Genomic DNA, 26,587 nt, shown 5'->3' with positions numbered 1-26,587 from the left:
TCCTGCCCCCGCAACCAGTTTTAATGACATGCCGCTAGAAGCGATCAAAAGCTTCTCAGCGGCATTGTTGTATTCAGCCCAGACATTCTCGCCTTCGGCGACGACATCGATTTTTCATAGAGCCCGGTCCCCCAATGCGCGTCTGCTGCATGTCTGCACCCAGGGTGTTTCCCAGATGGGCCAGCCTTTTCTGGCCTGTCCTCCAGATTTCTTCGGTAGAAACCGCATCTTGGGTCTTCCGCTCGCCAATTGGTCTCCCTGGAACAGGCCTTAAACGGGCCTCTTCTCGTACGGGTTTGTCTCACCCGTTTCATTTGTAATAGTGGCCGCAAGAATTGAAATGAACGGGAAGCCGTCCTTCTGCATGATGCGTACATGGCCAGACGCAATACCGCGATGGCACGAACGGATAAACATCATGCGCAAAATCATCGTCATCGCAGCAATGCCGGCATGCACTTCCAGTGCGCACGCCAATATCCTTGAGCGCGTGGATAACTGGCTGTTGACCTCTGATGTCGGGCAATACCTGGTGTCGATAGTCAAGGCTACCGGTCTCCCGGTTCGTGAAAAATTCCGTTGATCCAGACTTCTTCACAGGAGAACAACATGATTGAAAGAAGCCTGCATCTGACCATTGGTCCGCTCATGCACATGGCTGGCCACTTCTGCAGAGTGGGCGAGCTTCTCGGTGGCAGGGCCGGCGTATTCTGGGCGAGCGCCGCGTCAGCCAGGAAAACCCGCACTAGCAATTTGCTCACGTAATGCCGCTGGCCCCCGGAAATGCGGGGCGCGAAAAATCGAATCCATCAGGAGAGAATCATGGAATATCTGCTGCAAACCGCGTTGGGACTGGTCAATCTGGAAGTGCCGACAATCGTTGCCGGCTGGTTTGTCAGGGTCATCTGAAGTACGTTTGACCAAAAGCAGGTCTGGGCAAGGTGGCAAGGCGATGTCGGATTCGCTTGCGGCCAGGTTTGGGGCCAGCAGCTAAGCCCGTTCCGTCTCATGGCCGGCCAGGCTCGATGACGGTCCGCTTCGTGTTAGCATGCGCAGCAAACCTTCATCCTTCACGAAAGAGAGATGTCCATGTCGGAACAGGATCCCTGGATCGCCCGCGCCGAAGAGCTCAAGACGCAGATGGAAGCGCTGCTGGTGGCGCAGCTTGAGGAATATGAACAGATGACGGTCAAGCTGGAGCAGTGGAAGCAGAATCCCGGCGGCTCCTGGTTGACCGAAGCCGATTACCAGCCCTGGCAGGATGCTCTCAGGAAGTTGGAAGCGGCACAGCGCGAATTCGATGCTCATATCAGTTCGCGTGTGAAGAAATAATCTCTATCCCGCCACCCAGGCGGAGCAGGGATCCGACGCCGTGACGCCTGCTCGTCGCGGCGTTTTCATGTGGGGGTGCCCGCTCTCAGGATCCGGTGCCGCCGTCCTGGCCGGCATTGCCGGATGTGGCGGCGCGCCGTCGTCGCCGCTTGCTCCAGCGCCGGGCGCGGTCCACTACCACCTCCATGTACTGCTGGCTGGAATCGGGCTTGAGCAGATATTCCACGGCACCGGCCTCGATCAGTTCAGGCATCGCGGGCGGGTAGTCGCTGTCGGGGAACACGATGATGGAAACGGCGCGGGTGGCGCGGCCGGACTTCATCGCCTGGATGAAGTCCAGTCCATTGTTTTCCATCATGCCCGGGTCGAGGAAGATCAGGTCCGGCAATTCGTGGTCACCGTCCTGTCGACGGCTTCGCAAGAGACGCTCGATGGCGGCGTCTGCCTCGTCATACCATTGCAGCAGGCAATGAAAATTGTTGCGCCAAAGCGCAAACCGCGCCAGCTCGACGGCTTCGCCGTTCGACTCAATCATCAGTATGATCGGCGGTTTCATGGTCTTGTCCTTCTCTTCTAGTGACCCTGATCACCATTCCTGCACCGTGGGAATTTTCTATGGCCTCTGCGGGCGATTCTCGTGGCGCCTAACTTCAACTGTAGTCTGACAAAACTGATCGAAAACTCATATCATGATTTTCCTGATAGGGCCGATTTCTGCCCGGCTGAGGCTCAAACTCCACTCAATGACGGCACACTTTCGTCTGGCTGGAGGGCTTCAGGGATCATCCACGCCCAGCGATGCACAATAGCGGTGTAAGCTGTCTGACTTCACCTGACCTGATGGCGGCTTTCCCTGATGCGATTCCCGTCGCGTGGGAGTGGTCTCTTGGGAACGATTGACCCGATTGCAACCGGGCAAGGCGCTGGCCCAGTGGCCATCCGTGGTGGCACGAGGCTTGCTGCGCTCGTGCTGGAACCCGGAGGCCGCCAGTCCTTCCTGCAGGCAGCCCGGTGTTCCGGATTTGAACAGGCAAAACATCATCATGAACGCACCATTGAAAACAGCCGCTTCGGAACCGACGAAGCAGACGCTGGATATCCTCAAGACCCTCATCGGTTTCAATACCATCAGTCGCGAATCCAATCTGGGCCTCATCGAGTGGGTCCGCGATTATCTCGAACGCCACGGCGCCGTCACCCGCCTCACCTATGATGCCGAGCGGCGCAAGGCCAATCTGTTCGCGACCCTCGGTGATGCCGGGCCGGGTCGCTTCGGTACCGTCTTCTCCGGGCACACCGATGTGGTGCCGGTGAAGGGGCAGAACTGGGATACCGATCCTTTCGTGGCGCATGTCGCCGATGGCAAGCTGTTTGGTCGCGGCGCCTGCGATATGAAGGGCTTTATCGCGGTCTGCCTGGCACGTGTGCCGGCGATCAATCAGGCGCGCCTGCATACGCCCCTGCACTTTTCCTTTTCCTACGATGAAGAGGTTGGCTGCCTGGGTGTGCGCGAACTGCTGGCCGACCTGCAGCAGAACGACATCCGGCCCACCGGCGTCATCATCGGCGAGCCGACCATGATGCAGCCCGTGATCGCGCACAAGGGCAAGCGCTCGTATCGTTGCTGCGTGCACGGCCATGCCGCGCATTCCTCCTGCCCGCACCTGGGGATCAACAGCATCGACTATGCCGCGATGATGCAGTTGAAGATTCGTGAAATCGCCCTGCGTGTGCGCCATTCGGAGGCCCAGGACTATGACTTCGATGTGCCGTATTCCTCCATCGTCACGACCCTGTCCAATGGCGGTAATGCGCCCAACATCATTCCGGACAAGGCCGAATTCGTCTTCGAGCATCGTTTCCTGCCGGGCATCGATCCGGCCGAGGTGTTCGAGGAAGTGAAGCGTTTTGCCGAGCAGGAGCTGGTGCCGCAGATGCAGATCGAGGGCGCACAAGGGCGCATCGAATTCGAGACGCTGACCGCCTATCCCGGCATGAGCACGCCGGCCGATGATCCGCTGGTCAGCTCTGCCTTGCGCATCCTCGGTACGGAACGGGCGCGCAAGGTCGGGTTCGGAACCGAGGGTGGCCTGTTCGGCCAGGCGGGCATGCCGGCCGTGATCTGCGGCCCCGGGGATATCGTCCACGCCCACAAGCCCAACGAGTTCGTCACCCTGGAACAACTGGCACGTTGTGAGAGCTTCTTCGACAACTTCATCGCTTCGGCCCATCTGGCTGCGGCCTGAACGTCTACCGCAGGCAGCAAAAAGGCGCTGGTCCCGTGTGAGGGGCAAGCGCCTTTTTCTTATCGGGCAAGCTTCAGACGGGGGCGCGCACCCGCTTGTCCAGGGAGGCCGAGAAGGCGACCGTCACCAGGCCCAGCAAGGCGAAGGCCGAGCCGATCAGCGGCAGATCGGTCAGCGGCAGGCCGGCCGAGATGGCCAGTCCGCCGGCCCACGCGCCGGTGGCATTGCCGAGGTTGAAGGCGCCCTGGTTCAGGGTCGAGGCCAGGTTGGGAGCGCCGCGCGCGGTGTCGAGCACGCGGATCTGCGCCCCCGGTACCACGGCGAAGGCAAAGGCACCCCAGGCGAACATCGTCACCAGGGTGGGCCACTTGTAGTGACTGGTGATGGAAAACAGTCCCAGCACGATGGCGATGCACAGGAAGACGCCGCACATGACCGGCATCAGCTTCCAGTCGGCCAGCTTGCCGCCGACCAGGCCGCCGACGGTGATGCCGGCGCCGAACAGCAGCAATACCCAGCTTTCCTGCTGTGTCGTGAAACCGGTCACGTCCAGCAGGATATAGGCGATGTAGGTGATCACGCTGAACATGCTGATCGAGGCCAGGGTCGAAGTCAGTAGCGACAGCTGTACGCGGGTATCGATGATGGAGCGGAATTCCTGGAAGATATTGCCGCCCTGCATGGGAATCTTGCGGGGCAGCATGGTCCACAGCATGGCGGCGGCCAGCACGCCGATGACGGTCACCACACCGAAGGTGGAGCGCCATCCGGCGGCGTGACCGAAAGCGGTGCCCAGCGGCACACCGAGGATGTTGGCGACGGTCAGCCCGGTAAACATCAGCGCCACGGCCTGCGCGCGCTTGTGCGGCGCCACCAGTTCGGCGGCGACCACCGAGCCGATACCGAAGAAGGCCGCGTGGCAGAACGCGGTCACCACCCGGGCGACCATCAGGAAACCATAGTTGGGAGCAACCGCGCACAGCACATTGCCCAGGATGAACAGACACATCAGCCCCACCAGCGCCTGTTTGCGCGGCCATTTCGCGGTAAGGATGGCCAGGATGGGGGCGCCGGCCGCCACGCCCAGGGCATAACCGGAAACCAGCATGCCGGCAGCGGGCGCCGACACGCCCAGATCGCGGGCCACATCGGGCAGCAAGCCCATGATGACGAATTCGGTGGTGCCGATGCCAAAGGCGGCGACGGCGAGGGCAAACAGGGGCCAGTTCATGCGCGATCCAGGTCGAGGGTGGGGTGGAGGAGCGGGCGCGACGTGGAGGCCGCGCAAAGGCGCAAGTTTACCGTCGTATCGGATCGGCTGCAGGATTCAGACCGGATCGGCTGCCAGCGGACGGGTGAACCAGCTCTTGAGCACCGACATCAGCGCGCCATAGGCCGGCAGGAAGAACAGCAGGCTGATGGCGATCTTGAAGCCGTAATCGACCAGTGCGATTTCTACCCAGTGCGTGGCCATGAAGGGATCGCTGCTGCGCCAGAAGGCAATCGAGAAAAATGCGACGGTATCGCTGGCATTGCCGAAGATCATCGACACCGAAGGCGCCAGCCACCAGTGACGCGAGGCGCGCAGGCGATTGAAGACCTGCACGTCCAGCACCTGCCCCAGCACGTAGGCCATGAAGCTGGCTGCCGCGATGCGCGCCACGAACAGGTTGAAGTGCGTCAGCGCTTCGAAGCCCTGCCACTGGCCCAGGTAGAACAGCGCCGAGATGCCGTAGGAGATGAACAGCGCCGGCAGCATCACCGCGAAGATGATGCGACGGGCCAGGGGCGCGCCGAAGAAGCGCACGGTCAGGTCGGTGGCCAGGAAGATGAAGGGGAAGCTGAAGGCGCCCCAGGTGGTATGCAGGCCGAAGATGGAGACCGGCAACTGCACCAGGTAATTGCTGGAGGTGATCACCAGCAGGTGGAACAGCGAAAGCCAGGTCAGCAGGGGCGCGTGGCGGCGCAAGTCGAGAGTCGTCATCGGGACCTTTTTGATGAATGGGGGCGAGGGAACCCATGGAATCTGCCGGTCGCATGCGTGTCACGGCATGCCGTCCGGCGCGAAAGGGGCATGATTCTAGCACAGTGCGGTCGCGGGACCCGGATAGTGGTCGCCGGTTGCGATACACTCTTGCGTTTTTGGGCAGTGCAATGAACAGCAACAAGGCAACCCTGATCGGGTTGAGCGCCGTCGTCCTGTGGAGCGCCATCGTCGGCCTGATCCGCGGCGTGAGCGAACATCTGGGCGCCACCGGCGGGGCGGCGGCGATCTATACGGTGGCGTCGGTGATCCTGCTGTTTGCGGTGGGATTTCCGCGCCTGTCCAGCTTCCCGCGCACGTATCTGCTGTGGGGCAGCCTGCTGTTCGTGGCCTACGAACTGTGCCTGTCGCTGTCGATCGGCTATGCCCATACCGGGCGCCAGGCCATCGAGGTGGGCATGGTCAATTACCTGTGGCCGACCTTCACCATGATTGCGGCCATCCTGTTCGGCGGTCAGCGTGCCAGCCTGCTGGTGGTGCCGGGCTTCCTGCTGTCCATGCTAGGGATCTGCTGGGTGCTGGGGGGCGACCAGGGCCTTGATCCGGCCGGCATGCTGCTCAATATCCAGGACAATCCGCTGAGCTACGGTCTGGCCTTCGCCGGGGCGCTCATCTGGGCGGCCTATTGCACGGTGACCACCCGCATGGCGGCTGGAAAGAACGGGGTGACGCCGTTCTTCATGCTGGTGGCACTGGCCTTGTGGGGCAAGTTCCTGTGGGGCGGACAGGTGCAAGCGCTGTCGTGGAGCCTGCCGGCGCTGTTCTACCTGTTGCTGGCGGCGGCCGCCATGGGACTGGGCTATGCGGCATGGAACGTGGGCATCCTGCATGGCCGGGTGACGGTGCTGGCGGGTGCATCCTATTTCATCCCGGTGCTGTCCTCGGCCCTGTCGGCACTGCTGCTGCGCACGCCGCTACCGGCCGCGTTCTGGGTCGGCGCGGCGTTGGTCTGCGCCGGCTCCATCCTGTGCTGGCGCGCCACCCGCAGTCCGGGCCGGACGGCCATCACACCGAAGGCGGCCCGGCCTCGTCCTGAAGATCCGGCTCAGAACCTGTAGCTCACGCCCACCCGGACCACCGGGTAGAGGTTGTAGCCATGGACCTTGTCGCTCAGTTCGGCGTTTTCCGCCGCGAGGTCGGTGGCCAGGCGGGCGCACAAGGGGGCCGGGGCGGTACAGCCTGAACTGCTGACCGAGGTCGAGGCATTACCCTGGAACATCACACCCAGATCCGCCGTCAAGCCCCAGCCACGGCCGGGAGCCACCGCATTGCCATAGCCCAGGCCCAGGTAGGGCGCGAACTTCTTGAAATCGATGCGACCATCGACCTGGCCGGCCTGGGACGCCGTGTAGATATTGCCATTGATGGTATAGATGCCGTTGGCCTTGGGTTTGCCGGTGGCGTCGATCTTGTTGCCGTTGTAGACCACGCCGCCGGAGAGGCGGAAGCCATTGGCGAACGGGAACCAGTCCAGCAGGGCGTCGAAGGTGCGCAGCTTGGCCCGGGCGTCGTAATTGACGTCATTGGTGCTGGAGTTGAACGAGTAATCGAAGTAGTTGATACCGAAACGCGCGTTGAGCGTCGGTGCCAGCGGTACGCTCAGGTGAGCGCCCACGCCGGTGGTGCCCAGCTCGCCGCTCAGGGCGAGATTGGCGGCATGGACCAAGCCGCTGCCGAAGGTGGCCAGACCGATGAAGCAGGCGCAGGAAAGTTGAAGACGTCGCACGAAGAATCCCCCGGATGATAGAAAAATGATGGCGCAGGCGGACAGACGCCTGACCATTCCAGCCTAGGGGGCGAGCCACGCGGGTGTAAAGCGCGACAGTGCCGGTCGGCAATAAAAAACCGGCGACGGCGAACGGCCGCGTTCCATTGTCGCCACAGTCGCGGCCGCTTGCGTGTCGCCTTGTCAATCGGGGCGGAGGGCGCCGTTGACCGCCAGGTAGATCGCGTACAGCGAAGTGGTGGCGGTGATGAACAGGCGGTTGTGGCGCGGGCCGCCGAAGCAGACGTTGGAAACCACTTCCGGAACCCTGACCTTGCCCAGCAGGACCGCATCGGGTGCATAGCAGTGCACACCATCCCCGGCGCTGGTCCATACATTGCCCAGCGCGTCCAGCCGGAAGCCGTCGGCCAGGCCTGGCCTGATCTCGGCGAAGACTTCGCCGCCGCTGAGCTGGCCGTGCTCGCCGACCTGGAAGACGCGGATGTGATGCGGGCCGTCGGCGCGGTGGGTACGGCCGGTGTCGGCGATGTAGAGCCGCTTTTCGTCGGGCGAAAAGGCCAGGCCGTTGGGGCGCTCGAAATCGTCGCAGACGCGGGTCAGCTCACCGCTCTGGCCATCGATGCGATAGACGTGGCAGCCGCCGATCTCGCTGTCAGCCCGGTAGCCCTCGTAATCACTGTCGATGCCATAGGCGGGGTCGGTGAACCAGATCGAGCCATCGGACTTGATCACCACGTCATTGGGCGAATTGAGACGCTTGCCCTGCCAGTGCGAGGCCAGCACCGTGCGGCGGCCGTCGTGTTCGGTGCGCACCACGGCGCGCGTGCCATGCAGGCAACTGACGATGCGGCCTTCGCGATCCAGGGTGTTGCCATTGTTGTAGTCGGCCGGTTGGCGGAACACCCCCGCACCTGTGCCTTCGGACCAGCGCAGCAGGCGGTTGTTGGGGATATCGCTCCAGATCAGTTCGTCGGTGGCCGGCAGGTAGACCGGGCCTTCGGTCCAGCGGCTGCCGCCGTGCAGGCAATCGAGCCGGGCGCTGGGCACGATCAGGGCGGTGAAACGCGGATCGCAGATGTCGTAGGGGCTGGCCGTGGCCGTAGACGGGATCGGGGCCGGGGCGGGCGAGGGGGCGCTCATGGTGTCTCCTTGATCTTGGTCAATGGCGCGTCCGTCGGGGGCGGCATCCTGCCCCCCCGGGACGGCTCCAGGGCAGGATGATAACCCGACACCGCAGGTGCGCAGGAAGCGCCGGGACGGCCACGGCGGACACCACCCTTTGATGCATATCAATGCGATCTGGCAATGAAGTGACTATCCTGCAAACTCCAGTCAATACCAGCTCGCCCGGTGGGCTCGCGGCCCAGCGCATGTGCGCGCCGCGTCAGTCCGGCGTGGCAGCCGGCCAGGAGCATCGCATGCAAGTCGCCCATCCGTCCACCCTGCATCCTTCCGCCAGTCTCGCCGGCATGAACAAGAGCGTGCTGCGCAAAATGGACCAGCGTGGCCCGCGTTATACGTCCTATCCGACGGCCGACCGTTTTTCCAACGACTTCGCCGTCACCGACTACCTGCATGCGGTCTCAGACCGCCGCAGCATGAGTGCCTGGCGCGCCCTGTCGCTGTATCTGCATATCCCTTTCTGCGACACCATCTGCTACTACTGCGCCTGCAACAAGATCGTCACCAAGAACCGCGCCAAGGCCGCGCTCTACCTGAGCTACCTGAAGCGGGAGATCAGCATGCAGGGCTCGCTGTTCGCCGGGATGAATCAGGTCGAACAGCTGCATTTCGGCGGCGGCACGCCGACCTACCTGTCGGACGAGCAGATGGCCGACCTGATGGACCACATTCGCCACTGCTTCACGCTCGCACCCGACCATGTGGGTGAATACTCGATCGAGATCGACCCGCGCACGGTCTCGGTGGAACGTGTCCACAAGCTGCGCCAGCAGGGTTTCAACCGCATCAGCCTGGGCGTGCAGGACTTCGACCCGGAGGTGCAGCTGGCGGTGAACCGCGTGCAGTCCGAGCAGCAGACGCTGGAGATCATCCAGGCCGCGCGTGACGCCGGTTTCCGCTCGGTCAGCATCGACCTCATCTATGGTCTGCCCAAGCAGAACGTAATGTCGATGGCGCGTACGCTGTCCAAGGTGATCGCCGCCAGCCCCGACCGTATCGCAGTCTACAACTACGCGCATATGCCGCAGCTGTTCAAGACCCAGCGCCAGATCAAGGAAGAGGAACTGCCCAGTGCCGATAGCAAGCTGGACATGCTGTCGCTGTGCATCCGCCAGCTGACGGCGGCTGGCTATGTCTATATCGGCATGGACCATTTCGCCAAGCCGACCGACGATCTGGCCATCGCCCAGCAGCAGGGTCGCCTGCACCGCAACTTCCAGGGCTACTCCACGCACTCCGAGACCGACCTGGTGGCCTGCGGCGTATCGGCCATCAGCGCCGTCGGTGGCAGCTACAGTCAGAATGAAAAGACCCTGGACGGTTACTATGCGCGCCTGGAAAACTCCACGCTGCCCATCGCCCGCGGCATCCAGCTGGGCATGGACGACGTGCTGCGGCGCCTGATCATCCAGCGCCTGATGTGCAATTTCGAGTTGTCGATCAATTCGCTGGAAATTGCCTATCCCATCGTCTTCCGCGAATACTTCGCCCCCGAAATGGAGAAGCTCAAGCAGCTGGAAGAAGATGGCCTGATCAAGATCGAACCTGAGTGGATCACCGTCGAGCCCAAGGGGCGGCTCCTGATCCGCAATATCTGCATGGTGTTCGACCGCTACCTGACGCAGGACCGCGAGAAGGCCGCGAGCCAGAACAAGGCCGCACCGCAGCGCTATTCGCAGACGGTCTGAACGGAGTGGGTGTGCACCTGCTACCGATCTTCCTGGTGGGCCTGATGGGTAGCGTCCATTGCATCGGCATGTGCGGCGGCATCGTCGGCGCCCTCAGCTCTGCTGCGCCGGCGCGCGCACCGGCTGCGGCGCTCATGCCGGATGGATCCGGGCATCTTCGTCGCGTCATCCCCCTTCATCTCGCTGGCACTGTCCCGGCCGCGGCCTTTATGCAGGATATGGTCCGCGTACTCAGCTACAACCTCGGTCGCCTGTCCAGCTACGCGCTGGCCGGCGCTCTGGCCGGTGGCATCGCGGCCGGCCTTTTGCGCGGTGCGGATGTGCTGGGCTGGCTGGCACCGGCGCAGACGCTGGCCTATGTGATGACCAATATCGTGCTGGTACTGCTCGGGCTGTACCTGACCCAATGGTGGTCCGGCATGACCCGCCTCGAACAGCTGGGCAGCGGCCTGTGGGCGCGTATACGCCCGCATGCGTCCCGCCTGGTGCCGGTGGATACGCCGGCCAAGGCGCTGCTGCTGGGCAGCCTGTGGGGCTGGCTGCCCTGCGGGATGGTCTACAGCGCCTTGCTGACTGCCCTGATGGCCGGCAGCGCTGCACGGGGCGCCTTGACCATGCTCGCGTTTGGGGCAGGCACCTTGCCGGTGTTGCTGGCGGCGGGCCTGTCCGGTGCGCGCCTGCGGCAACTGGCGGCACGGCCGGCGCTGCGACGCGCAGCGGGCGTGGTCGTGCTGGCATTCGGCATATTGGGTCTGCTGCGTGCCGCCGAGATCGGCGGCATGGGCATTGCCCGCGGCTGGATCGATGTGTTCTGCATCAGTCCGGTGCATGGAGGGTGAACATGAGCGGTGAAGGGAACGGAGAGGGGAGCTTGTGTTTCCACTGCGGCCAGCCGGTGCCTGCCGGTGGAGCATGGTCACTGCAGATCGGCGGTCAGGCGCGTGCATTGTGCTGCGTGGGTTGCCAGAGCGTGGCCCGGTTGATCGTCGACAGCGGTTGTGAAGATTTCTACCTGCGTCGTACCGTGCCGTCGGCACGTGTCGATCCGGACCAGTTGCTGCCACCCGAGCTGGCGCTGGTGGACCTGCCGCTGCAGGCAGGACAGCCCGGCGTCCCGGAGACCGACGACCAGGCCGAAGAACTGGTGCTTTCCGTCGATGGCCTGCGCTGCGCGGCCTGTGTCTGGCTCATCGAGAAGTACCTGGCGCGCCTGCCCGGCATCCGCCTGGCCGAGATGAACGTGGCCAGTGCCCGCCTGCATGTCCGGCGTGATCCGGCTCTCTGTCCCACTTCCCTGATCCTGCGCGGCCTGCGCGGACTGGGCTATACCGCCTACCCGTTCGATCCCCTGCGCCAGGGCGAGCAGGCGCGGCTCGCTGCCCGGCGCCTGTTCCGGCAACTGTTCATCGCCGGCCTGTCCATGATGCAGGTGATGATGTATGCGGTGCCGGTCTACATGAGCCACGAAGGCATCGATCCCGACATGATGTCGCTGATGCGCTGGGCCAGCCTGTTTCTGACCATCCCGGCGGTGTTCTATTCGGCGCTGCCGTTCTTCACCGGCGCCTGGGCCGGCCTGCGCGCCCGCGCGCCCGGCATGGACCTGCCGGTTGCCATCGGCATCGCGGCCGCCTTCAGCGGCAGTGCCATCGCGACCTGGCGCGGGGAGGGCGAGATCTGGTTCGACAGTGTCAGCATGTTCATCTTCCTGCTGCTGGCCAGCCGCTACCTGGAGACGGCCGCGCGGCGTCGCTCCGCCTCGGCGCTGGAACGCATGCAGCAGGCCTTCCCGGCTTCGGCCCTGGTACTGGCCGCATATCCGCGACAACGCGATACCACCCTGGTGGCAGCGACGCAGCTGCAGGCTGGCGATGTCATCCTGGCCCGACCGGGCGACACCATCGCGGCGGATGCCAGTCTGATCGAAGGCGCGACCGAGCTGGACCTGGCGCTGCTTTCCGGCGAGAGCCGTCCGCAAGCCTTCCATCCCGGCCAGGAAGTCCCCGGCGGAGCAGTGAACCTGAGCCAGCCGGTGCTGCTGCGGGTGCTGCGTACTTCGCGCGATAGTACCCTGGCTGCCCTCACGCGGCTGGCGGAACAGGCCGGACAGGGAAAGCCGGCCTTGGCCCAATGGGCAGATGTGGTGGCTTCCCGCTTCGTGGTGGCGCTGTTGCTGCTGGCGGCGGTGACCTTCGTGGCCTGGCATCTGATCCATCCGGCGCGCGCCTGGTCCACCGCCATCGCGGTGCTGGTGGTGTCCTGCCCCTGCGCGCTGTCGCTGGCCACGCCGTCGGCGCTGGCGGCGGCGACCGACCGGCTGCTGCGTGAAGGTACGCTGGTGGTACGCAGCAATGTGCTGGAGACCCTGCAACGCGCCGATACCATCGTCTTCGACAAGACCGGCACACTGACTCAGGGGCGGCCCCAGCTGAGCGCATTCTGGAGCGAAGCCGACCCGCATCGTGCGCTGGCGATCGCTGCCGCCATGGAAGGTGGCAGCCTGCATCCGCTGGCCCGCGCCCTGTTGCAGGAAGCCGCCCGATGCGAGGTGCCGCCGGTGGAGGTCACGGCACTGGCCTCGGTGACCGGTGCCGGAATGCAATGCGAAATCGCCGGCGTACTTCATCGCATCGGCTCGCGCAGTTTCGTTGCGCGACTGGCCGGCGAGATACTGCCCGAGGGCCTGAGGCGACCAGCCGCGGCCGGTGTCGGTTCGGTGTACCTGGGCAGCAGCGCCGGCTGGCTGGCGCGCTTCGACGTGGCCGATGCCCTGCGCCCGGACGCCGTGGCCACAGTCGCCGCGTTCCGTGCGCTGGGCCTTCGCACCGTGCTGCTCAGCGGCGATCAGCCCGAGGTATGCGCCGAGGTGGCAACCGCCACCGGCATCGATGAGGTGGTCGCCGGCTGTACGCCCCAGGGCAAGCTCGATCATGTGCGCGCGCTGCAGCGGGGTGGGGCGGTGGTGGCCATCGTCGGCGACGGCATCAACGATGCCGCCATGCTGCGGGCCGGCGATGTTTCCTTTGCCATGGGCAAGGGCGCAGCGTTGGCGCAGATCAGTGCCGATGCCGTGATCATGAGCGACCGTCTGTACGCGGTGGCCGATTGTGCGCGCATGGCGCAACGGACCATGCGCGTGGTGCGGCAGAACCTGGTCTGGGCCAGTATCTACAATTTCCTCGCCATTCCGGCCGCTGCGTTCGGCCTGCTCGATCCCTGGATGTCGGCCGTGGGGATGTCGCTCAGCTCCCTGCTGGTGGTAGGCAATGCCCTGCGCCTGAGCCGGCGGCGAGCCGAGGCCGGCGTGACCGGCAGCGGCCCTGTCGTTGCGCCGGCACCGGCGGTGCTGGTTGGAGGGCTCTGATGGAAGCGCTCTATCTGCTCATTCCGCTGAGTACGTTGCTGGTGTTCGTGGCGATCTGGGTCTTCTTCCGCGCGTCCGACAGCGGCCAGTTCGATGACCTCGAAGGTCCGGCCATGCGCATTTTGCATGACGACGATGCGCCCTCCACCGAGGATGTCGTCGGCACACCTTGACCCCGTGCGCAACCTGTACCAAGGGGGTGGGTTTTCCGCCTGCCAGCGCGCTTTTCCTGTTGTTTATCGGTCTTTGTTTTCGTGCTTCTCCCCGTTTTGATACACGTCAATGCCGCAGGGGAACTCGCCCCGTAAGCTCGCGTTGATCAGTACTCAACATAGTGGGGAGAGTTTCGTGAGCAAAGAAAATAGCTACAACTACACGGTTGTGCGCCAGTTCAGCGTGGCGACCATCCTGTGGGGCGTAGTCGGCATGCTGGTCGGCGTGTTCATCGCCGCCCAGCTGGCATGGCCCGAATTGAACATGGGGATTCCCTGGCTGAGCTTCGGCCGGCTACGTCCCTTGCATACCAACGCTGTCATCTTTGCCTTCGGCGGTAGTGCGCTGATGGCAACCTCGTATTACGTCGTGCAGCGTACCTGCCAGGTACGACTGTTCTCCGACTTCCTGGCCGCCTTCACCTTCTGGGGCTGGCAGGTGGTCATCGTCGGCGCGGCAGTCTCGCTGCCGCTGGGCTTCACCCGAGGCAAGGAATACGCCGAACTGGAATGGCCCCTGACCATCCTGATCGCCGTGGTCTGGGTCGCCTACGCGGTGGTGTTCTTCGGCACCATCATCAAGCGCAAGGTGCAGCACATCTACGTGGCCAACTGGTTCTACGGTGCCTTCATCATCGCCGTGGCCATACTGCACATCGTCAACGGCATGACCATGCCGGCCACATTGACCAAGTCCTACTCCATGTACAGCGGGGCGCAGGACGCCATGATCCAGTGGTGGTACGGGCACAATGCGGTGGGCTTCTTCCTGACCGCCGGCTTCCTGGGCATGATGTATTACTTCATCCCCAAGCAGGTCAACCGTCCGGTCTATTCCTACCGGCTGTCGATCGTGCACTTCTGGGCGCTGATCTTCACCTACATGTGGGCCGGTCCACACCATCTGCACTACACCGCACTGCCTGACTGGACCCAGTCGCTGGGCATGGTGTTCTCGCTGATCCTGCTGGCACCGTCCTGGGGCGGCATGATCAACGGCATGATGACCATGTCGGGTGCCTGGAGCCAACTGCGTACCGATCCCATCCTGAAGTTCCTGGTGGTGTCGCTGTCCTTCTACGGCATGTCGACCTTCGAAGGTCCGATGATGGCCATCAAGACCGTCAATGCCCTGTCCCACTACACCGACTGGACCATCGGCCACGTGCACTCCGGTGCCCTGGGCTGGGTCGGCTTCGTCACCATGGGTGCCATGTACTACCTGATTCCGCGTCTGTCGGGCAAGACTCAGATGTGGAGCAAGGACCTCATCGAGATCCACTTCTGGGTCGCCACCATCGGCATCGTCCTGTACATCGCCGCGATGTGGATCGCCGGTGTCATGCAAGGCCTGATGTGGCGCGCCGTCAACAGCGACGGCACCCTGACCTACACCTTCGTGGAAAGCGTCAAGGCGACCTATCCGTACTACGTCATCCGTCTGATGGGTGGACTGATGTACCTGTCCGGCATGCTGGTGATGGCCTACAACACCTGGCGCACGATGCGCGGTACCGAACTGGCCGTCGCACCGATTCCTGCCGTGACCAACGCTGCGCACTGATTTGGGGGAAATATGAAGTTTTCGCATGAATGGATCGAGAAGAACCCCTGGCTGCTGATCGGCCTGGTGCTGCTGGTGGTGAGCATCGGCGGCCTGGCCGAGATCGTGCCGCTGTTCTTCCAGAAATCGACCACCGAGCCGATCGCCGGCCTGAAGCCCTACTCGGCACTGCGCCTGGCGGGCCGCGACGTGTACATCCGCGAGGGCTGCTACAACTGTCATTCGCAGATGATCCGTCCGCTGCGTGCCGAGACCGAGCGCTATGGCCACTATTCCGTGGCGGGCGAATCGGTCTACGACCACCCCTTCCAGTGGGGTTCCAAGCGTACCGGTCCTGACCTGGCCCGCGTGGGCAGCCGCTACAGCGATGAATGGCATCGTGCCCACCTGCACAACCCGCGTGACGTGGTGCCTGAGTCCAACATGCCGGCCTACCCGTGGCTGGAACAGACCAAGCTGGACAACTACGACATCGTCTCGCGCATGAAAGCCTTGAAGCGCATCGGCGACCCGTACACCGAAGAAGACATCAAGAACGCCCCGGCCGAACTGGTCGGCAAGACCGAACAGGACGCGCTGATCGCCTACCTGCAAGGCCTGGGTATCCTGATCAAGGCGGAGAGATAAGACCATGATTGAAATGATTACCGATCCACGCAGCCTGATCACGCTGATCAGTTTCATCACCTTCGCCGGGATCCTGTGGTGGACCTACGTCGGTCACAAGCCCGCCGATTTCAAGCAAGCCGAGATGATTCCCTTTGCCGACGGCGATATCGGCCAGCCGGCTGCGGAAGGCGTCGACAAGGAGGTGCGCCATGGCTGATTTCACCAATGGTTTCTGGAATATCTGGATCATCGTCCTGACCGTGCTGGGCATTGCAGGTTGCGCCCTGCTGCTGTGGCAGCAGTCCAACTGGAAGGTCAAGAAGAGCGACCAGCAGGTCGCCGGCACCACTACTGGACACGTCTGGGACGAAGACCTGAGCGAACTGAACAACCCCTTGCCGCGCTGGTGGATGTGGCTGTTCTACCTGACCATCTTCTTCTCGGTCGGTTACCTGATCGCCTATCCGGGCTTGGGCAATCTGCCCGGCACCCTGGGCTGGCGCTCCACTGGTGAGCACGATGCCGATGTGAAGGCGGCCGAGGCCAAGTATGGCCCGCTGTTCGAAGGATTCCTGAAGCAGGACCTCAAGGAGGTTGCGGCCAATCCGCAGGCCCACGCCATCGGCGAGCGCCTGTTCCTGACCTACTGCGCGCAGTGCCATGGTTCGGATGCCCGCGGCAACAAGGGTTTCCCCAACCTGACCGACAATGACTGGCTGCACGGCGGTACGCCGGAGATCATCAAGGAAACCATCCTCAAGGGTCGCCATGGTGTGATGCCGCCGATGGGCGCCGCGGTGGGCAGCGACAAGGATGTCGACAACGTTGCCAACTACGTGCTGAGCCTGTCCGATTCGGCGCATGACCCGATCAAGGCCGAGCTGGGCAAGTCCAAGTTCGCCGCCTGCATGGCCTGCCACGGTCCCGGCGGCAAGGGTAACCAGGCGCTCGGCGCGCCCAATCTGTCGGACAAGATCTGGCTCTATGGCGGCAGCATCGACACCATCAAGGAAACCATCAACAAGGGCCGCGACAACACCATGCCGGCATTTGGCGAGTTCCTCGGTGAACCCAAGGTCCACGTGCTGGCGGCCTATGTATGGAGCCTCTCCAACAAGCCCAGCAATGCGGCCGCCAAGTAGGACGTCTTGACGACGTGATGTCATCCGCCGCCGGGACTGATGCAGACAAAGATCTGCACGCTCCCGGCGGTTTCGTGAAAGGCGCTTCCCACCACAGTCTGGAAGCGCACAGAGAGTGAAAGCAGATCAGGCAATACCATGGATAAGGCCGTGACGAAACCCGGGCAGGACAAGGAGGGGGACCTGCCACCCCAGAGCGCCGACGGCAAGGATGAATACGCCGTCATTCGCATGTATGCCGCGCGTGAACCAATCTACCCGCGCGAGATTCAGGGACGGTTTGCCAGCCTGCGCTGGCTTTGCGTGTTCCTGACACAGTTGGTCTTTTACGGGCTGCCTTGGATCAACTGGAACGAGCGTCAGGCCGTGCTGTTCGACCTGGCGTCCCGCAAGTTCTATCTCTTCGGCCTGGTACTCTGGCCGCAGGACTTCATTTGGCTGGCGGCCTTGCTGATCATCTGCGCATTCAGCCTGTTTCTCTTCACAGCCGTGGCTGGTCGTGTCTGGTGCGGCTATTCCTGTCCGCAGACGGTCTATACCGAAATCTTCCTGTGGATCGAGCGGCGCATCGAAGGCAATCGCAGCGCCCGCATGCGCCTGGATCGCCAGGACTGGTCGTTCGACAAGCTGTGGCGCAAGTCGGCCAAGCACCTGGCCTGGGGCGCGGTGGCGCTGTGGACCGGCATCAGCTTCGTCGGCTATTTCTCGCCAATCCGCGACCTGCTTCCGGAAATCGGTGGCCTGGCCCTGGGCCCCTGGGAAATGTTCTGGATCGGCTTCTACGCCTTTGCCACCTATGGCAACGCCGGATGGATGCGTGAACAGGTCTGCAAGTACATGTGCCCCTACGCACGTTTCCAGAGCGCCATGTTCGATCGTGACTCGCTGATCATCACCTATGACGCCGCCCGCGGCGAGCCGCGCATGCCCGCAGCCAAGGCTGCCAGGCTGGAAAGTGGCGGCAAGGCCGGGGATTGCATCGATTGCACGATGTGCGTGCAGGTCTGCCCCACCGGCATCGATATCCGGCAGGGTCTGCAATACATGTGCATCGGCTGCGCCGCCTGCGTTGACGCCTGCGACAGCGTGATGGACAAGATCAAGCGCCCGCGCGGCCTGATCCGCTATTCCACGGAAAACGCCGTCGAGCAGGGCTTCTCGACCTCAGAAATCCGACGTCGCCTGCTGCGCCCACGCATCCTGATCTACACCGCCATTCTGGGCGTGGTCATTGCCCTGTTCGCCAGCTCGCTGTGGATACGTACGCCGCTGAAGCTGGATGTAATCCGCGACCGCGGCTCCATGGGCCGGGAAGTTGAGGACGGCGTCATCGAGAACGTCTATCGCCTGCAGGTCATCAACACCGACGAACGCGGACACCGCTATCGCATCAGCGCCAGCGGACTTGACGGACTGACGGTCGATCCGGCCGATCCCATCGAACTGGCGGCCACCCAGACGCTGATGGTACCGATCCGTGTGCGTGCCCCGCACGGTGCCGGCGAGGTCGGCTCCAACAAGATCCGCATCGTCCTGCAGGCTGACGACCAGCCGTCGGTGCAGGTCAGTGAAAAGGCAGTATTCCTGGTGCCCCGGCGCTGAGCGACGCATACACCCCACCCCTGTCGAGAGGAAATCATGCAAACCATGTCTCCCAAGCTGTCCACCCCCTTGCCCTGGTATCGTCATCGCTGGCCCTGGCTGCTGATGTCCGGTCCGGCGGTAGTCGTGGTGGCCGGCGTCTTCACCGCCTGGCTGGCCATCTCCCGCGCCGATGCGCTGGTGGCGGATGATTACTACAAGCAGGGCAAGGCCATCAACAAGGATCTGCGGCGCGACCATGAAGCGCAGCGCCTGGGCGCGAGCATCGGCGTCAGTTACGACCCGGCGGCGGCCCTACTGCGCGGCCGGCTGCAGATGCGCCTCGCACCGCCGGCTGGCGAGCAGGGCCAGACCCTGGTCATCAACCTGGTGCACCCGACCCAGCCGTCCAAGGACCGCACCCTCCTGATCCGTACCGCTGCCGATGGCAGCTTCTCGGCGCCGCTGGCCGAACTGGAGCAGGCGCGCTGGCGCCTGGTGGCCGAAGATGGCAGTCATGCCTGGCGCCTGCACGGCAACTGGGCGTGGCCACAACAGCGCAGCCTGGAAATGAACGCGGAGGCCTACGCACCGGCCGAATAATGCGCTAAGCTGCAATGAGCCGGCCACAAGATCGGTCAGTCTACGGATGAAATAACTGAAGGAGACAGCCATGCGCAAACAGCAACGCAATCTTGCCATCGTCCTCTGGGTGGCCTTCCTGATGGCCATCGCCGCCGAGGGCTTGTTCTTTTCCCTGTTCAACCCCGATGAACTGGCCATGGTGTCCGGCCACGAATGGGAAGCGATGGGCGCCTATACCGTCGGTTTCTTCTGTTTCTGGGGGAGTTTCGCCGTGTGCGGCCTGTTGGCCGTGCGGCTGACCCAGGCGCTGCCTCGTGAGCGCCTGCGTCATTTCGTCCAGGGCTGAGCGCCCGGACGGAGACTGCTTCAGCCGGCCGCGCGTGCGGTGGCGGCCGCTGCCGGATTGCAGGTTTCCACGCCGGCCGCCAGGCGCTTCAATGCTGCCAGATCAATCACTTCCACGTCACGTTGCTCCACGGCCAGCAAGCCCTGCTTGCGGAACTTGGAGATCAGGCGGCTGATGCTTTCAATGGTCAGGCCCAGGTAGTTGCCCACATCCTGACGCGTCATGCGCAGCTGGAAGCGGGTGGACGAATAGCCACGGGCCGCGTAGCGCGAAGACAGGTTGACCAGGAAGGCGGCGAAGCGCTGCTCGGCGCGCATGTTCCCCAGCAGCATGATGACGTTCTGTTCACTGGTGATCTCGTGGCTCATCATCCGGTGGAAGTGGCGCAGCAGGTGCGGGATCTGGCCGAACAGCTGTTCCAGGCGGGCGAAGGGGATTTCGCAGACTTCGCTGTCTTGCAGGGCCACCGCATCGCATTGATGCGCCTCGGTGCTGATCGCATCCATGCCGAGCAGTTCGCCAGGCATCTGGAAACCGGTGATCTGGCGATCACCGTCGAGGTTTTCCTGATAGGTCTTGAAGTGGCCCACGCGCACTGCATACAGGGCGGTGAAGCGGTCGCCGATGCGATACAGGAAATCGTCACGCGCCACCTTGCGGCGGCCGATGATCTTGTCCAGGCGCTTCATGTCGGATTCGTCCAGCCCCATGGGCAGGCACAGCTGGTGCATCCCGCAGGCGGTGCAGCTACGCAATGCGGAACTGGCGGCTGCCTCACGGGCGGCGGTCAGCGGCGAGCATTGGGTCAGGGGGGCAGCGGTATTGGCCGATGCGGCGAGCGGAGTGGAGTGGCAAGACTGGTTCATACGATGTTCCCGGCGGACATGTGGCAATCGAATGACTCGATTTTAAGTGCGCGGAACGATATAGGCAGCACAGTATTCCCGAATCAGACGGCATTTCTTGTCCCAGATCAAACATGGACCAAGTAATCGCCGAGACCGGCTGCGGGCATGATTTGCAGCGGCGGGATTTCGATGGAAAACGACATTCATGCGCGGTACGGCCAGCGATGAAAGGGAAGAGGAGCGGCCTTGATGGGGGAAAGTGGGCGGTATCGCGGGGTTACCGGGGACCCGCGAATGCCCTTCCATGCGACCGTCTTGTTATTGAAGCTTCAGATACTTCGTGACTATCTGAACTGGTTGCGCTCACCGTGCGGCGGCATTCCGATCAGGCCTCTGCCGTGGCCTTGCTCATGTCCGGCAGGGGCAGCGGGGTGCTGGTAGGACGACCGCGATAGTCGGTCCAGCACAGGCGCTTGAAGTCGTACAGCTTGCAGCGGCGCGCGGTATCGAAGTACCAGCGCCAGGAGAAGCGCTGGATCACGATCCGACCCGGCAGCATGGTTTCCAGCTTTTTCTGCGCCTGCTTCAGGCGATACAGCGGCACGCTCATGTCCACATGGTGCGCGGTGTGCTCCATGATGTGATGCAGCAGCGCGCCCCAGTAGCGACCGAAGGTCAGGTGCACGGTGGTGGAGACGAAGGGCTGGGCTGCGGCCCAAGTGATCTTGTCTTCATACCAGGCCACCGAGGTATGCGTATGGTGGACATACACCACGAAGCCGATCATGGCCTTCCAGAACAGCAGGGGAATCGCGAAGCCGGTCACCAGCAGCGTCCAGAAGGATTGCTCGGTGGCTTGCGCGGCCCAGGCCAGCCCGGCGACCCACACTGCAGCGACCACGGTCACCAGTACGCCATCCCACGTGAATTCGGCGCGACGGGTGGGCATCTGCTTCTTCGAGGGGAAGTACATGCGCTTCCACCACATGTCGATCATGTAATACAGGCCGGGGCCGAAGCCGCTGCGGTAGATGCGTTCCAGGCGCTGTCGCCAGCGCGGCAGGGCGCGGAACTCTTCCAGCGAACGTGGTTGCCAGACGAAGTCGAATCCCTTCAGGTTGGTATAGCCGTGGTGCACCACGTTGTGTCCGACCGCCCACAGGCTGTAGGGTGTCAGGGACGGCATGAACAGCAGGCGACCCAGCCAGGTATTGAGCTTGCGGTTGGGTGTGAAGGCCTGGTGGCAGGCGTCATGGCCGAGGATGAACAGGCGGCCGATGATGAAGCCATTGACCACGCCCAGCGCGATCTTGGCCAACAGCCAGGGAGCCCAGACGATGGCTGCCAGGCTGGCGCCGAACAGGCAGAAATCCAGTACCGACAGCGCCAGCGCGATGGCCGTGCTGCGCTGGCTGATCGGAATCACCCAGGAGCGGATGATCTTGCGATGGGGCATCGGTGCGCCTGGCGCGACCGGTGTGTTGGGGTGCGAAGTCGTCGACATCGAATTTACCTCTTCCTACTTTCAAACGGTGGACGGGTGAGCATGCCGCATGAGACTGCTCCTGCTAACGCTGCAATGGCGGATGGCGCTTGCAAAGGTGTGGGCGTTCGGTGCGGGACCGATGGCGGCGACGTTAGCGCTGATCCCAAAAAACAACGCGACCGGTCATCAGGGATGACGGATCGCGCCGTTTGGGTGCGGCAAGAATACCTTAGAAACGGTAACCCACGCCAATGCCGATGAGCCACGGATCGATCTTCACGTTGGAGATCTTGGCACCGGCGGCAGTCTTCACGTCGCTGGAGATCTGCACCTTCTTGATGTCGAAGTTGAGCATCCAGTTCTTGTCGAGCTTGTAGTCCGCGCCGATCTGCAGGGCGCCGCCGAAGCTGCTGCTATCCAGTTGCAGACCGTTGGGCAACTCCACGGCGGAGATGCGGGTGTAGTTGATGCCGGCACCGATGTAGGGGCTGATGAGCGCCTGGGGCAGGAAGTGGTATTGCACGGTCAGGGTCGGCGGCAGATGCTTGAAGGTACCGATCTTGGTACCGGACAGGCGCACATCCTGCTTCTGCGGATAGGTCAATACCAGTTCGGCGGAGATGTTCGGGGTGAAGAAGTAGCTGATGTCCACTTCCGGGATCAGCTTGTTGTTGATGGTGAGCTGGTCCGAAGGGCCTTGACCGGCGATCGGGTCGGACTTGTTTTCCGGGCTCAGGTTGACGCCGCGTACGCGCACCTGCCAAGGGGTCAGGGTTTCCTGAGCGAACACGGGGGCGGCAAACGAAGATGCCAGGGCTGCCACGACGGCAGTGAGAGTGACGATTTTTTTCACGGTTTTTACCTGTCGAGTGAGGATGTGCGAAAGGTACGCGTGAAGCGCACAGCGGGCTTTGATGCCGATCAAGCGCGCTGGCACAAGGTAAAGAAACAGCAGCCGAACGGCCACATGAGTGACTGTAAACGCAGCGGCCCGGCCTGCATTGCACAGGCCGGGCCGGGATCGTCGTGGTATAGCTGGGCGCGGCCGTCAGGCCGCGTCAGGACTTACTCTTTGAAGCGTGCTTCGCGTGCCAGCTTGGTCAGGTTTTCCGGATCTTCGAAGGCCTTGTAATAGGCGTTCAGTGCCGGTGCGCCGCCCAGGTGGGCATACAGCACGCGCTGGCCCTTGAAGTGCCCCTTCTTGGCCATGTCGATCAGGCCGTCGATGGATTTACCTTCATAGACAGGATCGGTCAGCATCGCTTCCATCTCGGCCGCGGTGCGGATGGCGGCGATGGTCTGCTCGCTCGGCAGGCCATAGGCCGGGCCGCTGTAGTCGGGGATGATCTCGATGTCGGCATCGCGTACCACCACGCGCTGGCCGCCCTTGGAGGCGATCAGCTCGCTGGTGTCGTTGGCGATCTTGGTGACGGCGCGGCGGGTCATGGCTTCATCGTCGGCGGTATCGATGCCGATCACACGGCGACGCTTTTCCTGCGCGGCGAAGCCCACCACCATGCCGGCCTGGGTGGAGCCGGTGCAGGTGGCCACCACGATGTTGTCGAAGAAGATGCCCAACTGTTGTTCCTGCATCGCCACTTCATCGGCGAAGTTGGCGTAGCCCAGGCCGCCCAGCGGGTGATCGGAGGCGCCGGCCGGAATCGCATAGGGCTTGCCGCCCTTGGCGCGCACTTCTTCCAGTGCCTTGGCCCAGGTGTCCTTCTCGGTGGTCGAATAGCCGTAGCCGCCCATGATGGGGTTGCCACCCATGATGCGGGTCAAGAGGATGTTGCCGACCTTGTCGTAGACCGGATCATCCCATTCCAGCCAGGTTTCCTGCACGGTATAGGACTTCATGCCCACGGCTGCTGCGGCGGCACAGACCTGGCGCGTGTGGTTGGACTGGATATTGCCGATCGAGACCAGCGTGTCGCAACCCTTGGCCAGGGCATCGGCCACCAGCCATTCCAGCTTGCGGATCTTGTTGCCGCCGAAGGCCAGGCCCGAGGACACGTCATCGCGCTTGGCCCAGACTTCCACGCCCAGCATGGCGGAGAGTCGTTCCAGCTTGTGGATGGGGGAGGGGAAGAAGCCCAGCGTCTTGCGCGGGAAGAGTTTGTCGAGTGCCAGCATGGGGTTGCTCCGGTTCAGGTGGATTCAGGAAAAGTGGTCCGATTCACATCGAATCGCCGGGATCAACTTTACGCTGCCTCATTTAAATGGTGCTTCCGAATTTATGGCATGATTCGGTTGAAAGAAGTGAAGTAAATTATTTCGTGAAAATATTCATTCGACTTTACAGAAATTATCGGAATAATCATCATGACCCTAGATCGCATGGACAAGCGCATCCTCAAGGCGCTGCAGAAGGATGGCCGCATCGGCAATGCCGAGCTGGCCAAGAAGCTGGGCATGAGCGCCACGGCCTGCTGGAACCACACCAAACGCCTGATGGACGAGGGCTATGTGAAGGAAGTGCGCGCCATCCTGGACCCCGAAAAACTGGGCCTGCCGGTGCTGGTGACGGTGGGCGTGGTGCTGGACCGCTCCACGCCGGAGAGTTTTGCCGAATTCGAAAAGGCCGTGCGCGATATCGCCGCCGTGCAGGAGTGCCTGCTGCTGGCCGGTGAATTCGATTACTGGATCAAGTTGCGGGTCAAGGACCTGCAGGCCTTCAACCGGCTGCACGCCAATACGCTGCTACGCCTGCCGGGTGTGCGGCAATTGCGTTCCTTCTTCGTCCTCAACGAGGTGAAGAACAATCCGGAACTCGTGGTCGAATGAAGGATCTCGATTCCAGTCCTATACTTCACCTTTCTTCACCTTTGCGTTTCACGTCTGAACGTTGTTCCCGTCTTGCATTCACCTTCAAGGATTCCCGATGACCTCGACCACTTCCTCCTCCAGCACCTCCTTGCGCGGCCTCTATCCCCCGATAGAGCCCCATGATCATGGCCTGCTGGATGTTGGCGACGGTCACCAGATCTATTGGGAAGTCTGCGGCAACCCGGCCGGCAAGCCGGTGGTGTTCCTGCATGGCGGCCCCGGCGGCGGTTGCGGCCCGTCGCACCGGCGTCTGTTCAATCCGGAGAAATACCGCATCGTCCTGTTCGACCAGCGCGGTTGCGGCCGCTCGCTGCCACATGCCAACCTGGAAGCCAACACCACCTGGGACCTGGTGGCCGATATCGAACGCCTGCGCGAGATGCTGGGCATCGAGCGCTGGCAGGTCTTCGGCGGTTCCTGGGGCAGCACCCTGGCACTGGCCTATGCCCAGACCCATCCGCAGCGCGTGACCGAAATGGTCTTGCGCGGCATCTTCCTGCTGCGCCAGGCCGAGCTGGACTGGTACTACCAGGAGGGCGCATCGTGGATGGTGCCGGACCGCTGGGACGAGTTTCTCGCGCCGATCCCCGCCGCCGAGCGCGGCAACCTGGTGCATGCCTACCGCAAGCGCCTGACCGGCGACGATGAAGCCGCCAAGCTGCAGGCCGCACGTGCCTGGAGCCGCTGGGAAGCCAGCACCATCACGCTGGTGGCCGATGAACGCCTGATCGATTCCTTCAACGATGCGCAGTTCGCGCTGGCCTTCGCCCGCATCGAGAACCACTACTTCTTCCACAAGGGCTTCATGGAAGAGGGCCAGTTGCTGGCCAATGTGTCGCGTCTGGAAGGTATCCCCGCCGTGATCGTGCAAGGGCGCTACGACCTCGCCACGCCGGCCAAGTCGGCCTGGGATCTGCACCAGGCCTGGCCCGGCTCGCAGCTGCACCTGATCGACAGCGCCGGCCACGCCTACAACGAACCCGGTATCCTGGACCAGTTGGTTGCCGCCACCGACCGCTTCGCCGGCGGCTGATCGGCGGACCGGCAGACCCTCCGACCTGCCTGGCGCCAAGCGCTCCCTTTCACGGGGAGCGCTTTTTTTACGCCTCAGTCTTTTCTGCGGCCGCGCTTGCCGGCTGGCTCATCCGTGGCGCCGGCCGCGGTGGCGGCAGTGGCGGCGCTGGCGGCCTCGGCCGAATAGTTTTCCTCCAGTTCCGCCAGTCGCCCGTTGAGCTTGCCCAACACCCGCGTCAGCGTAGCGATTTCTTCTTCGTCCAGCGCCGCGAACAAGCCATCGATGAAGGTTTTCTTGACCGGCTCCGAGGCGCGCAGCACTTCTTTGCCGGCGGCTGTCAAAGCGATGTGCTTGACCCGCCGGTCACTGATGTCGCCCGTCCGTTGCACCAGCCCGTCGCGCTCCAGCGCATCGATGGCCTCGGTGATGGTGCGCGGCGCGAAGCCGAAGGCCGTGGCCAGGTCGGCCGCCCGCACCGGACTGTTGCGCTCGATGTGGCCGAGCATCTTGTTGCGCGCCAGCGAAGCCCCTTCGCCGGCCATGAGCTTGTCCAGCGTGCGGTGCGAGCGGATGTAGAAGTCGCGCAGCGCCTCGGCGGCCCCGCTGTAATCGTTTGAAAAGCCTGTAGACATGATTTTCCTGGATACCATATCATATGGTACCTCATTAATATTTTCGCTCGCAAAAAAATGAAGCGTAATGTTGCTGATCAGAAATCTTGATGAAGCCGTATCGAAGTCCCGGTAATTCCCCAACGTCACTCCACGCCATCATCGCCCCGATATTAGGAT

The 26,587-nt window shown here is 62.9% G+C and carries 28 protein-coding genes; 18 read left to right on the top strand and 10 right to left on the bottom strand.

What is annotated here, in order from left to right; genetic code table 11:
- The 3 genes from VE092_RS15960 to VE092_RS15950 form a co-directional block, all read left to right on the top strand.
- A partial coding sequence (locus tag VE092_RS15960) for a hypothetical protein (protein ID WP_324878381.1) occupies positions 1 to 274 on the top strand: 274 nt, incomplete at its 5' end.
- A 144-nt stretch (positions 275 to 418) separates the two neighbouring features.
- A complete protein-coding gene (locus VE092_RS15955) occupies positions 419 to 583 on the top strand; it encodes a hypothetical protein (protein ID WP_324878379.1) in 165 nt (54 codons plus the stop codon).
- 506 nt (positions 584 to 1,089) lie between these two features.
- A complete protein-coding gene (locus VE092_RS15950; RefSeq protein ID WP_324878377.1) occupies positions 1,090 to 1,332 on the top strand; it encodes a hypothetical protein in 243 nt (80 codons plus the stop codon).
- A gap of 85 nt (positions 1,333 to 1,417) precedes the next feature.
- On the opposite strand, the gene VE092_RS15945 is transcribed toward VE092_RS15950, so the two are convergent.
- A complete protein-coding gene (locus VE092_RS15945) occupies positions 1,418 to 1,888 on the bottom strand; it encodes a response regulator (RefSeq protein ID WP_324878375.1) in 471 nt (156 codons plus the stop codon).
- Positions 1,889 to 2,375: 487 nt separating this feature from the next.
- Between VE092_RS15945 and argE the strand changes: the two genes are divergently transcribed.
- On the top strand, positions 2,376 to 3,578 hold the full coding sequence (gene argE, locus VE092_RS15940) for an acetylornithine deacetylase (RefSeq protein ID WP_324878373.1): 1,203 nt from the start codon (positions 2,376 to 2,378) through the stop codon (positions 3,576 to 3,578).
- 73 nt (positions 3,579 to 3,651) lie between these two features.
- Here argE and VE092_RS15935 read toward each other — a convergent pair whose 3' ends face one another.
- Positions 3,652 to 4,809, bottom strand: coding sequence for an MFS transporter (locus tag VE092_RS15935; RefSeq protein WP_324878371.1), 1,158 nt, complete (start codon positions 4,807 to 4,809; stop codon positions 3,652 to 3,654).
- Between the two features lie 96 nt (positions 4,810 to 4,905).
- Positions 4,906 to 5,562: a 7-cyano-7-deazaguanine/7-aminomethyl-7-deazaguanine transporter gene (locus VE092_RS15930; protein ID WP_324878369.1), complete on the bottom strand. Its 657-nt coding sequence runs from the start codon at positions 5,560 to 5,562 to the stop codon at positions 4,906 to 4,908.
- Positions 5,563 to 5,732: 170 nt separating this feature from the next.
- Here VE092_RS15930 and yddG point away from each other — a divergent pair, with 170 nt between their 5' ends.
- On the top strand, positions 5,733 to 6,680 hold the full coding sequence (gene yddG / locus VE092_RS15925; RefSeq protein ID WP_324878366.1) for an aromatic amino acid DMT transporter YddG: 948 nt from the start codon (positions 5,733 to 5,735) through the stop codon (positions 6,678 to 6,680).
- On the opposite strand, the gene VE092_RS15920 is transcribed toward yddG, so the two are convergent.
- Together VE092_RS15920 and VE092_RS15915 are read right to left on the bottom strand one after the other, a co-directional pair.
- Positions 6,668 to 7,348: a hypothetical protein gene (locus VE092_RS15920; RefSeq protein WP_324878364.1), complete on the bottom strand. Its 681-nt coding sequence runs from the start codon at positions 7,346 to 7,348 to the stop codon at positions 6,668 to 6,670. The two genes, yddG and VE092_RS15920, sit on opposite strands and share 13 nt — an antisense overlap.
- A gap of 183 nt (positions 7,349 to 7,531) precedes the next feature.
- On the bottom strand, positions 7,532 to 8,488 hold the full coding sequence (locus tag VE092_RS15915; protein ID WP_324878362.1) for an SMP-30/gluconolactonase/LRE family protein: 957 nt from the start codon (positions 8,486 to 8,488) through the stop codon (positions 7,532 to 7,534).
- A gap of 278 nt (positions 8,489 to 8,766) precedes the next feature.
- Here VE092_RS15915 and hemN point away from each other — a divergent pair, with 278 nt between their 5' ends.
- The 11 genes from hemN (at position 8,767) to VE092_RS15860 (ending at position 19,621) form a co-directional block, all read left to right on the top strand.
- Entirely contained in the window at positions 8,767 to 10,218 is a 1,452-nt protein-coding gene (gene hemN / locus VE092_RS15910) for an oxygen-independent coproporphyrinogen III oxidase (RefSeq protein ID WP_324878389.1), read from the top strand.
- 11 nt (positions 10,219 to 10,229) lie between these two features.
- Positions 10,230 to 11,057 carry a sulfite exporter TauE/SafE family protein gene (locus tag VE092_RS15905; protein WP_324878359.1) on the top strand — a complete coding sequence of 276 codons (828 nt, stop codon included), beginning with the start codon at positions 10,230 to 10,232 and terminating at the stop codon, positions 11,055 to 11,057.
- A 2-nt stretch (positions 11,058 to 11,059) separates the two neighbouring features.
- Positions 11,060 to 13,582, top strand: a complete 2,523-nt coding sequence (locus VE092_RS15900; RefSeq protein ID WP_324878358.1) for a heavy metal translocating P-type ATPase — start codon at positions 11,060 to 11,062, stop codon at positions 13,580 to 13,582.
- Complete coding sequence (gene ccoS / locus VE092_RS15895; RefSeq protein ID WP_324878356.1) at positions 13,582 to 13,755, top strand: cbb3-type cytochrome oxidase assembly protein CcoS; 174 nt, start codon at positions 13,582 to 13,584, stop codon at positions 13,753 to 13,755. Before VE092_RS15900 ends, ccoS begins: the two co-directional genes overlap by 1 nt.
- Positions 13,756 to 13,930: 175 nt before the next feature.
- Positions 13,931 to 15,358 carry a cytochrome-c oxidase, cbb3-type subunit I gene (ccoN, locus tag VE092_RS15890; RefSeq protein ID WP_324878355.1) on the top strand — a complete coding sequence of 476 codons (1,428 nt, stop codon included), beginning with the start codon at positions 13,931 to 13,933 and terminating at the stop codon, positions 15,356 to 15,358.
- A 12-nt stretch (positions 15,359 to 15,370) separates the two neighbouring features.
- On the top strand, positions 15,371 to 15,985 hold the full coding sequence (gene ccoO, locus VE092_RS15885; RefSeq protein ID WP_324878353.1) for a cytochrome-c oxidase, cbb3-type subunit II: 615 nt from the start codon (positions 15,371 to 15,373) through the stop codon (positions 15,983 to 15,985).
- Between the two features lie 4 nt (positions 15,986 to 15,989).
- Positions 15,990 to 16,184 carry a cbb3-type cytochrome oxidase subunit 3 gene (locus tag VE092_RS15880; protein WP_006464225.1) on the top strand — a complete coding sequence of 65 codons (195 nt, stop codon included), beginning with the start codon at positions 15,990 to 15,992 and terminating at the stop codon, positions 16,182 to 16,184.
- Positions 16,177 to 17,109, top strand: coding sequence for a cytochrome-c oxidase, cbb3-type subunit III (gene ccoP, locus VE092_RS15875; protein ID WP_324878350.1), 933 nt, complete (start codon positions 16,177 to 16,179; stop codon positions 17,107 to 17,109). The genes VE092_RS15880 and ccoP overlap by 8 nt, the downstream gene beginning before the upstream one ends.
- Positions 17,110 to 17,247: 138 nt before the next feature.
- Positions 17,248 to 18,711 carry a cytochrome c oxidase accessory protein CcoG gene (gene ccoG, locus VE092_RS15870; protein ID WP_324878348.1) on the top strand — a complete coding sequence of 488 codons (1,464 nt, stop codon included), beginning with the start codon at positions 17,248 to 17,250 and terminating at the stop codon, positions 18,709 to 18,711.
- A gap of 36 nt (positions 18,712 to 18,747) precedes the next feature.
- Positions 18,748 to 19,293 (top strand): FixH family protein, encoded by a 546-nt coding sequence (locus VE092_RS15865; RefSeq protein WP_324878346.1) that lies wholly within the window; start codon positions 18,748 to 18,750, stop codon positions 19,291 to 19,293.
- A 70-nt stretch (positions 19,294 to 19,363) separates the two neighbouring features.
- Complete coding sequence (locus VE092_RS15860; RefSeq protein ID WP_324878345.1) at positions 19,364 to 19,621, top strand: hypothetical protein; 258 nt, start codon at positions 19,364 to 19,366, stop codon at positions 19,619 to 19,621.
- Positions 19,622 to 19,641: 20 nt separating this feature from the next.
- Here the strand turns inward: VE092_RS15860 and fnr are convergent, their stop codons facing one another.
- The 4 genes from fnr to VE092_RS15840 form a co-directional block, all read right to left on the bottom strand.
- Positions 19,642 to 20,487: a fumarate/nitrate reduction transcriptional regulator Fnr gene (gene fnr, locus VE092_RS15855; protein ID WP_324878343.1), complete on the bottom strand. Its 846-nt coding sequence runs from the start codon at positions 20,485 to 20,487 to the stop codon at positions 19,642 to 19,644.
- A 367-nt stretch (positions 20,488 to 20,854) separates the two neighbouring features.
- The gene (locus VE092_RS15850) at positions 20,855 to 21,925 is read right to left on the bottom strand and encodes a fatty acid desaturase (protein WP_324878387.1); all 1,071 of its coding nucleotides are present in this window, start codon (positions 21,923 to 21,925) and stop codon (positions 20,855 to 20,857) included.
- A 259-nt stretch (positions 21,926 to 22,184) separates the two neighbouring features.
- Positions 22,185 to 22,808 (bottom strand): OmpW/AlkL family protein, encoded by a 624-nt coding sequence (locus VE092_RS15845; protein ID WP_324878341.1) that lies wholly within the window; start codon positions 22,806 to 22,808, stop codon positions 22,185 to 22,187.
- 212 nt (positions 22,809 to 23,020) lie between these two features.
- Positions 23,021 to 24,088, bottom strand: a complete 1,068-nt coding sequence (locus VE092_RS15840) for a 1-aminocyclopropane-1-carboxylate deaminase (protein WP_414653503.1) — start codon at positions 24,086 to 24,088, stop codon at positions 23,021 to 23,023.
- Between the two features lie 189 nt (positions 24,089 to 24,277).
- On the opposite strand from VE092_RS15840, the gene VE092_RS15835 reads away from it, so the two are divergent.
- Both VE092_RS15835 and pip read left to right on the top strand, forming a co-directional pair.
- Entirely contained in the window at positions 24,278 to 24,739 is a 462-nt protein-coding gene (locus VE092_RS15835) for an Lrp/AsnC family transcriptional regulator (protein ID WP_039875916.1), read from the top strand.
- 97 nt (positions 24,740 to 24,836) lie between these two features.
- Positions 24,837 to 25,814, top strand: coding sequence for a prolyl aminopeptidase (pip, locus tag VE092_RS15830; RefSeq protein WP_324878337.1), 978 nt, complete (start codon positions 24,837 to 24,839; stop codon positions 25,812 to 25,814).
- Between the two features lie 74 nt (positions 25,815 to 25,888).
- Here the strand turns inward: pip and VE092_RS15825 are convergent, their stop codons facing one another.
- On the bottom strand, positions 25,889 to 26,428 hold the full coding sequence (locus tag VE092_RS15825; RefSeq protein WP_324878335.1) for a MarR family winged helix-turn-helix transcriptional regulator: 540 nt from the start codon (positions 26,426 to 26,428) through the stop codon (positions 25,889 to 25,891).
- Positions 26,429 to 26,587 lie beyond the last annotated feature (159 nt).

This window comes from Herbaspirillum sp. (assembly GCF_035644555.1).
In the GTDB taxonomy this organism is placed as follows: Bacteria; Pseudomonadota; Gammaproteobacteria; order Burkholderiales; family Burkholderiaceae_D; genus Herbaspirillum.
The sequence above is the reverse complement of the archived record's forward strand: the minus strand, read 5'-3'. Positions and strand labels throughout refer to the sequence as shown.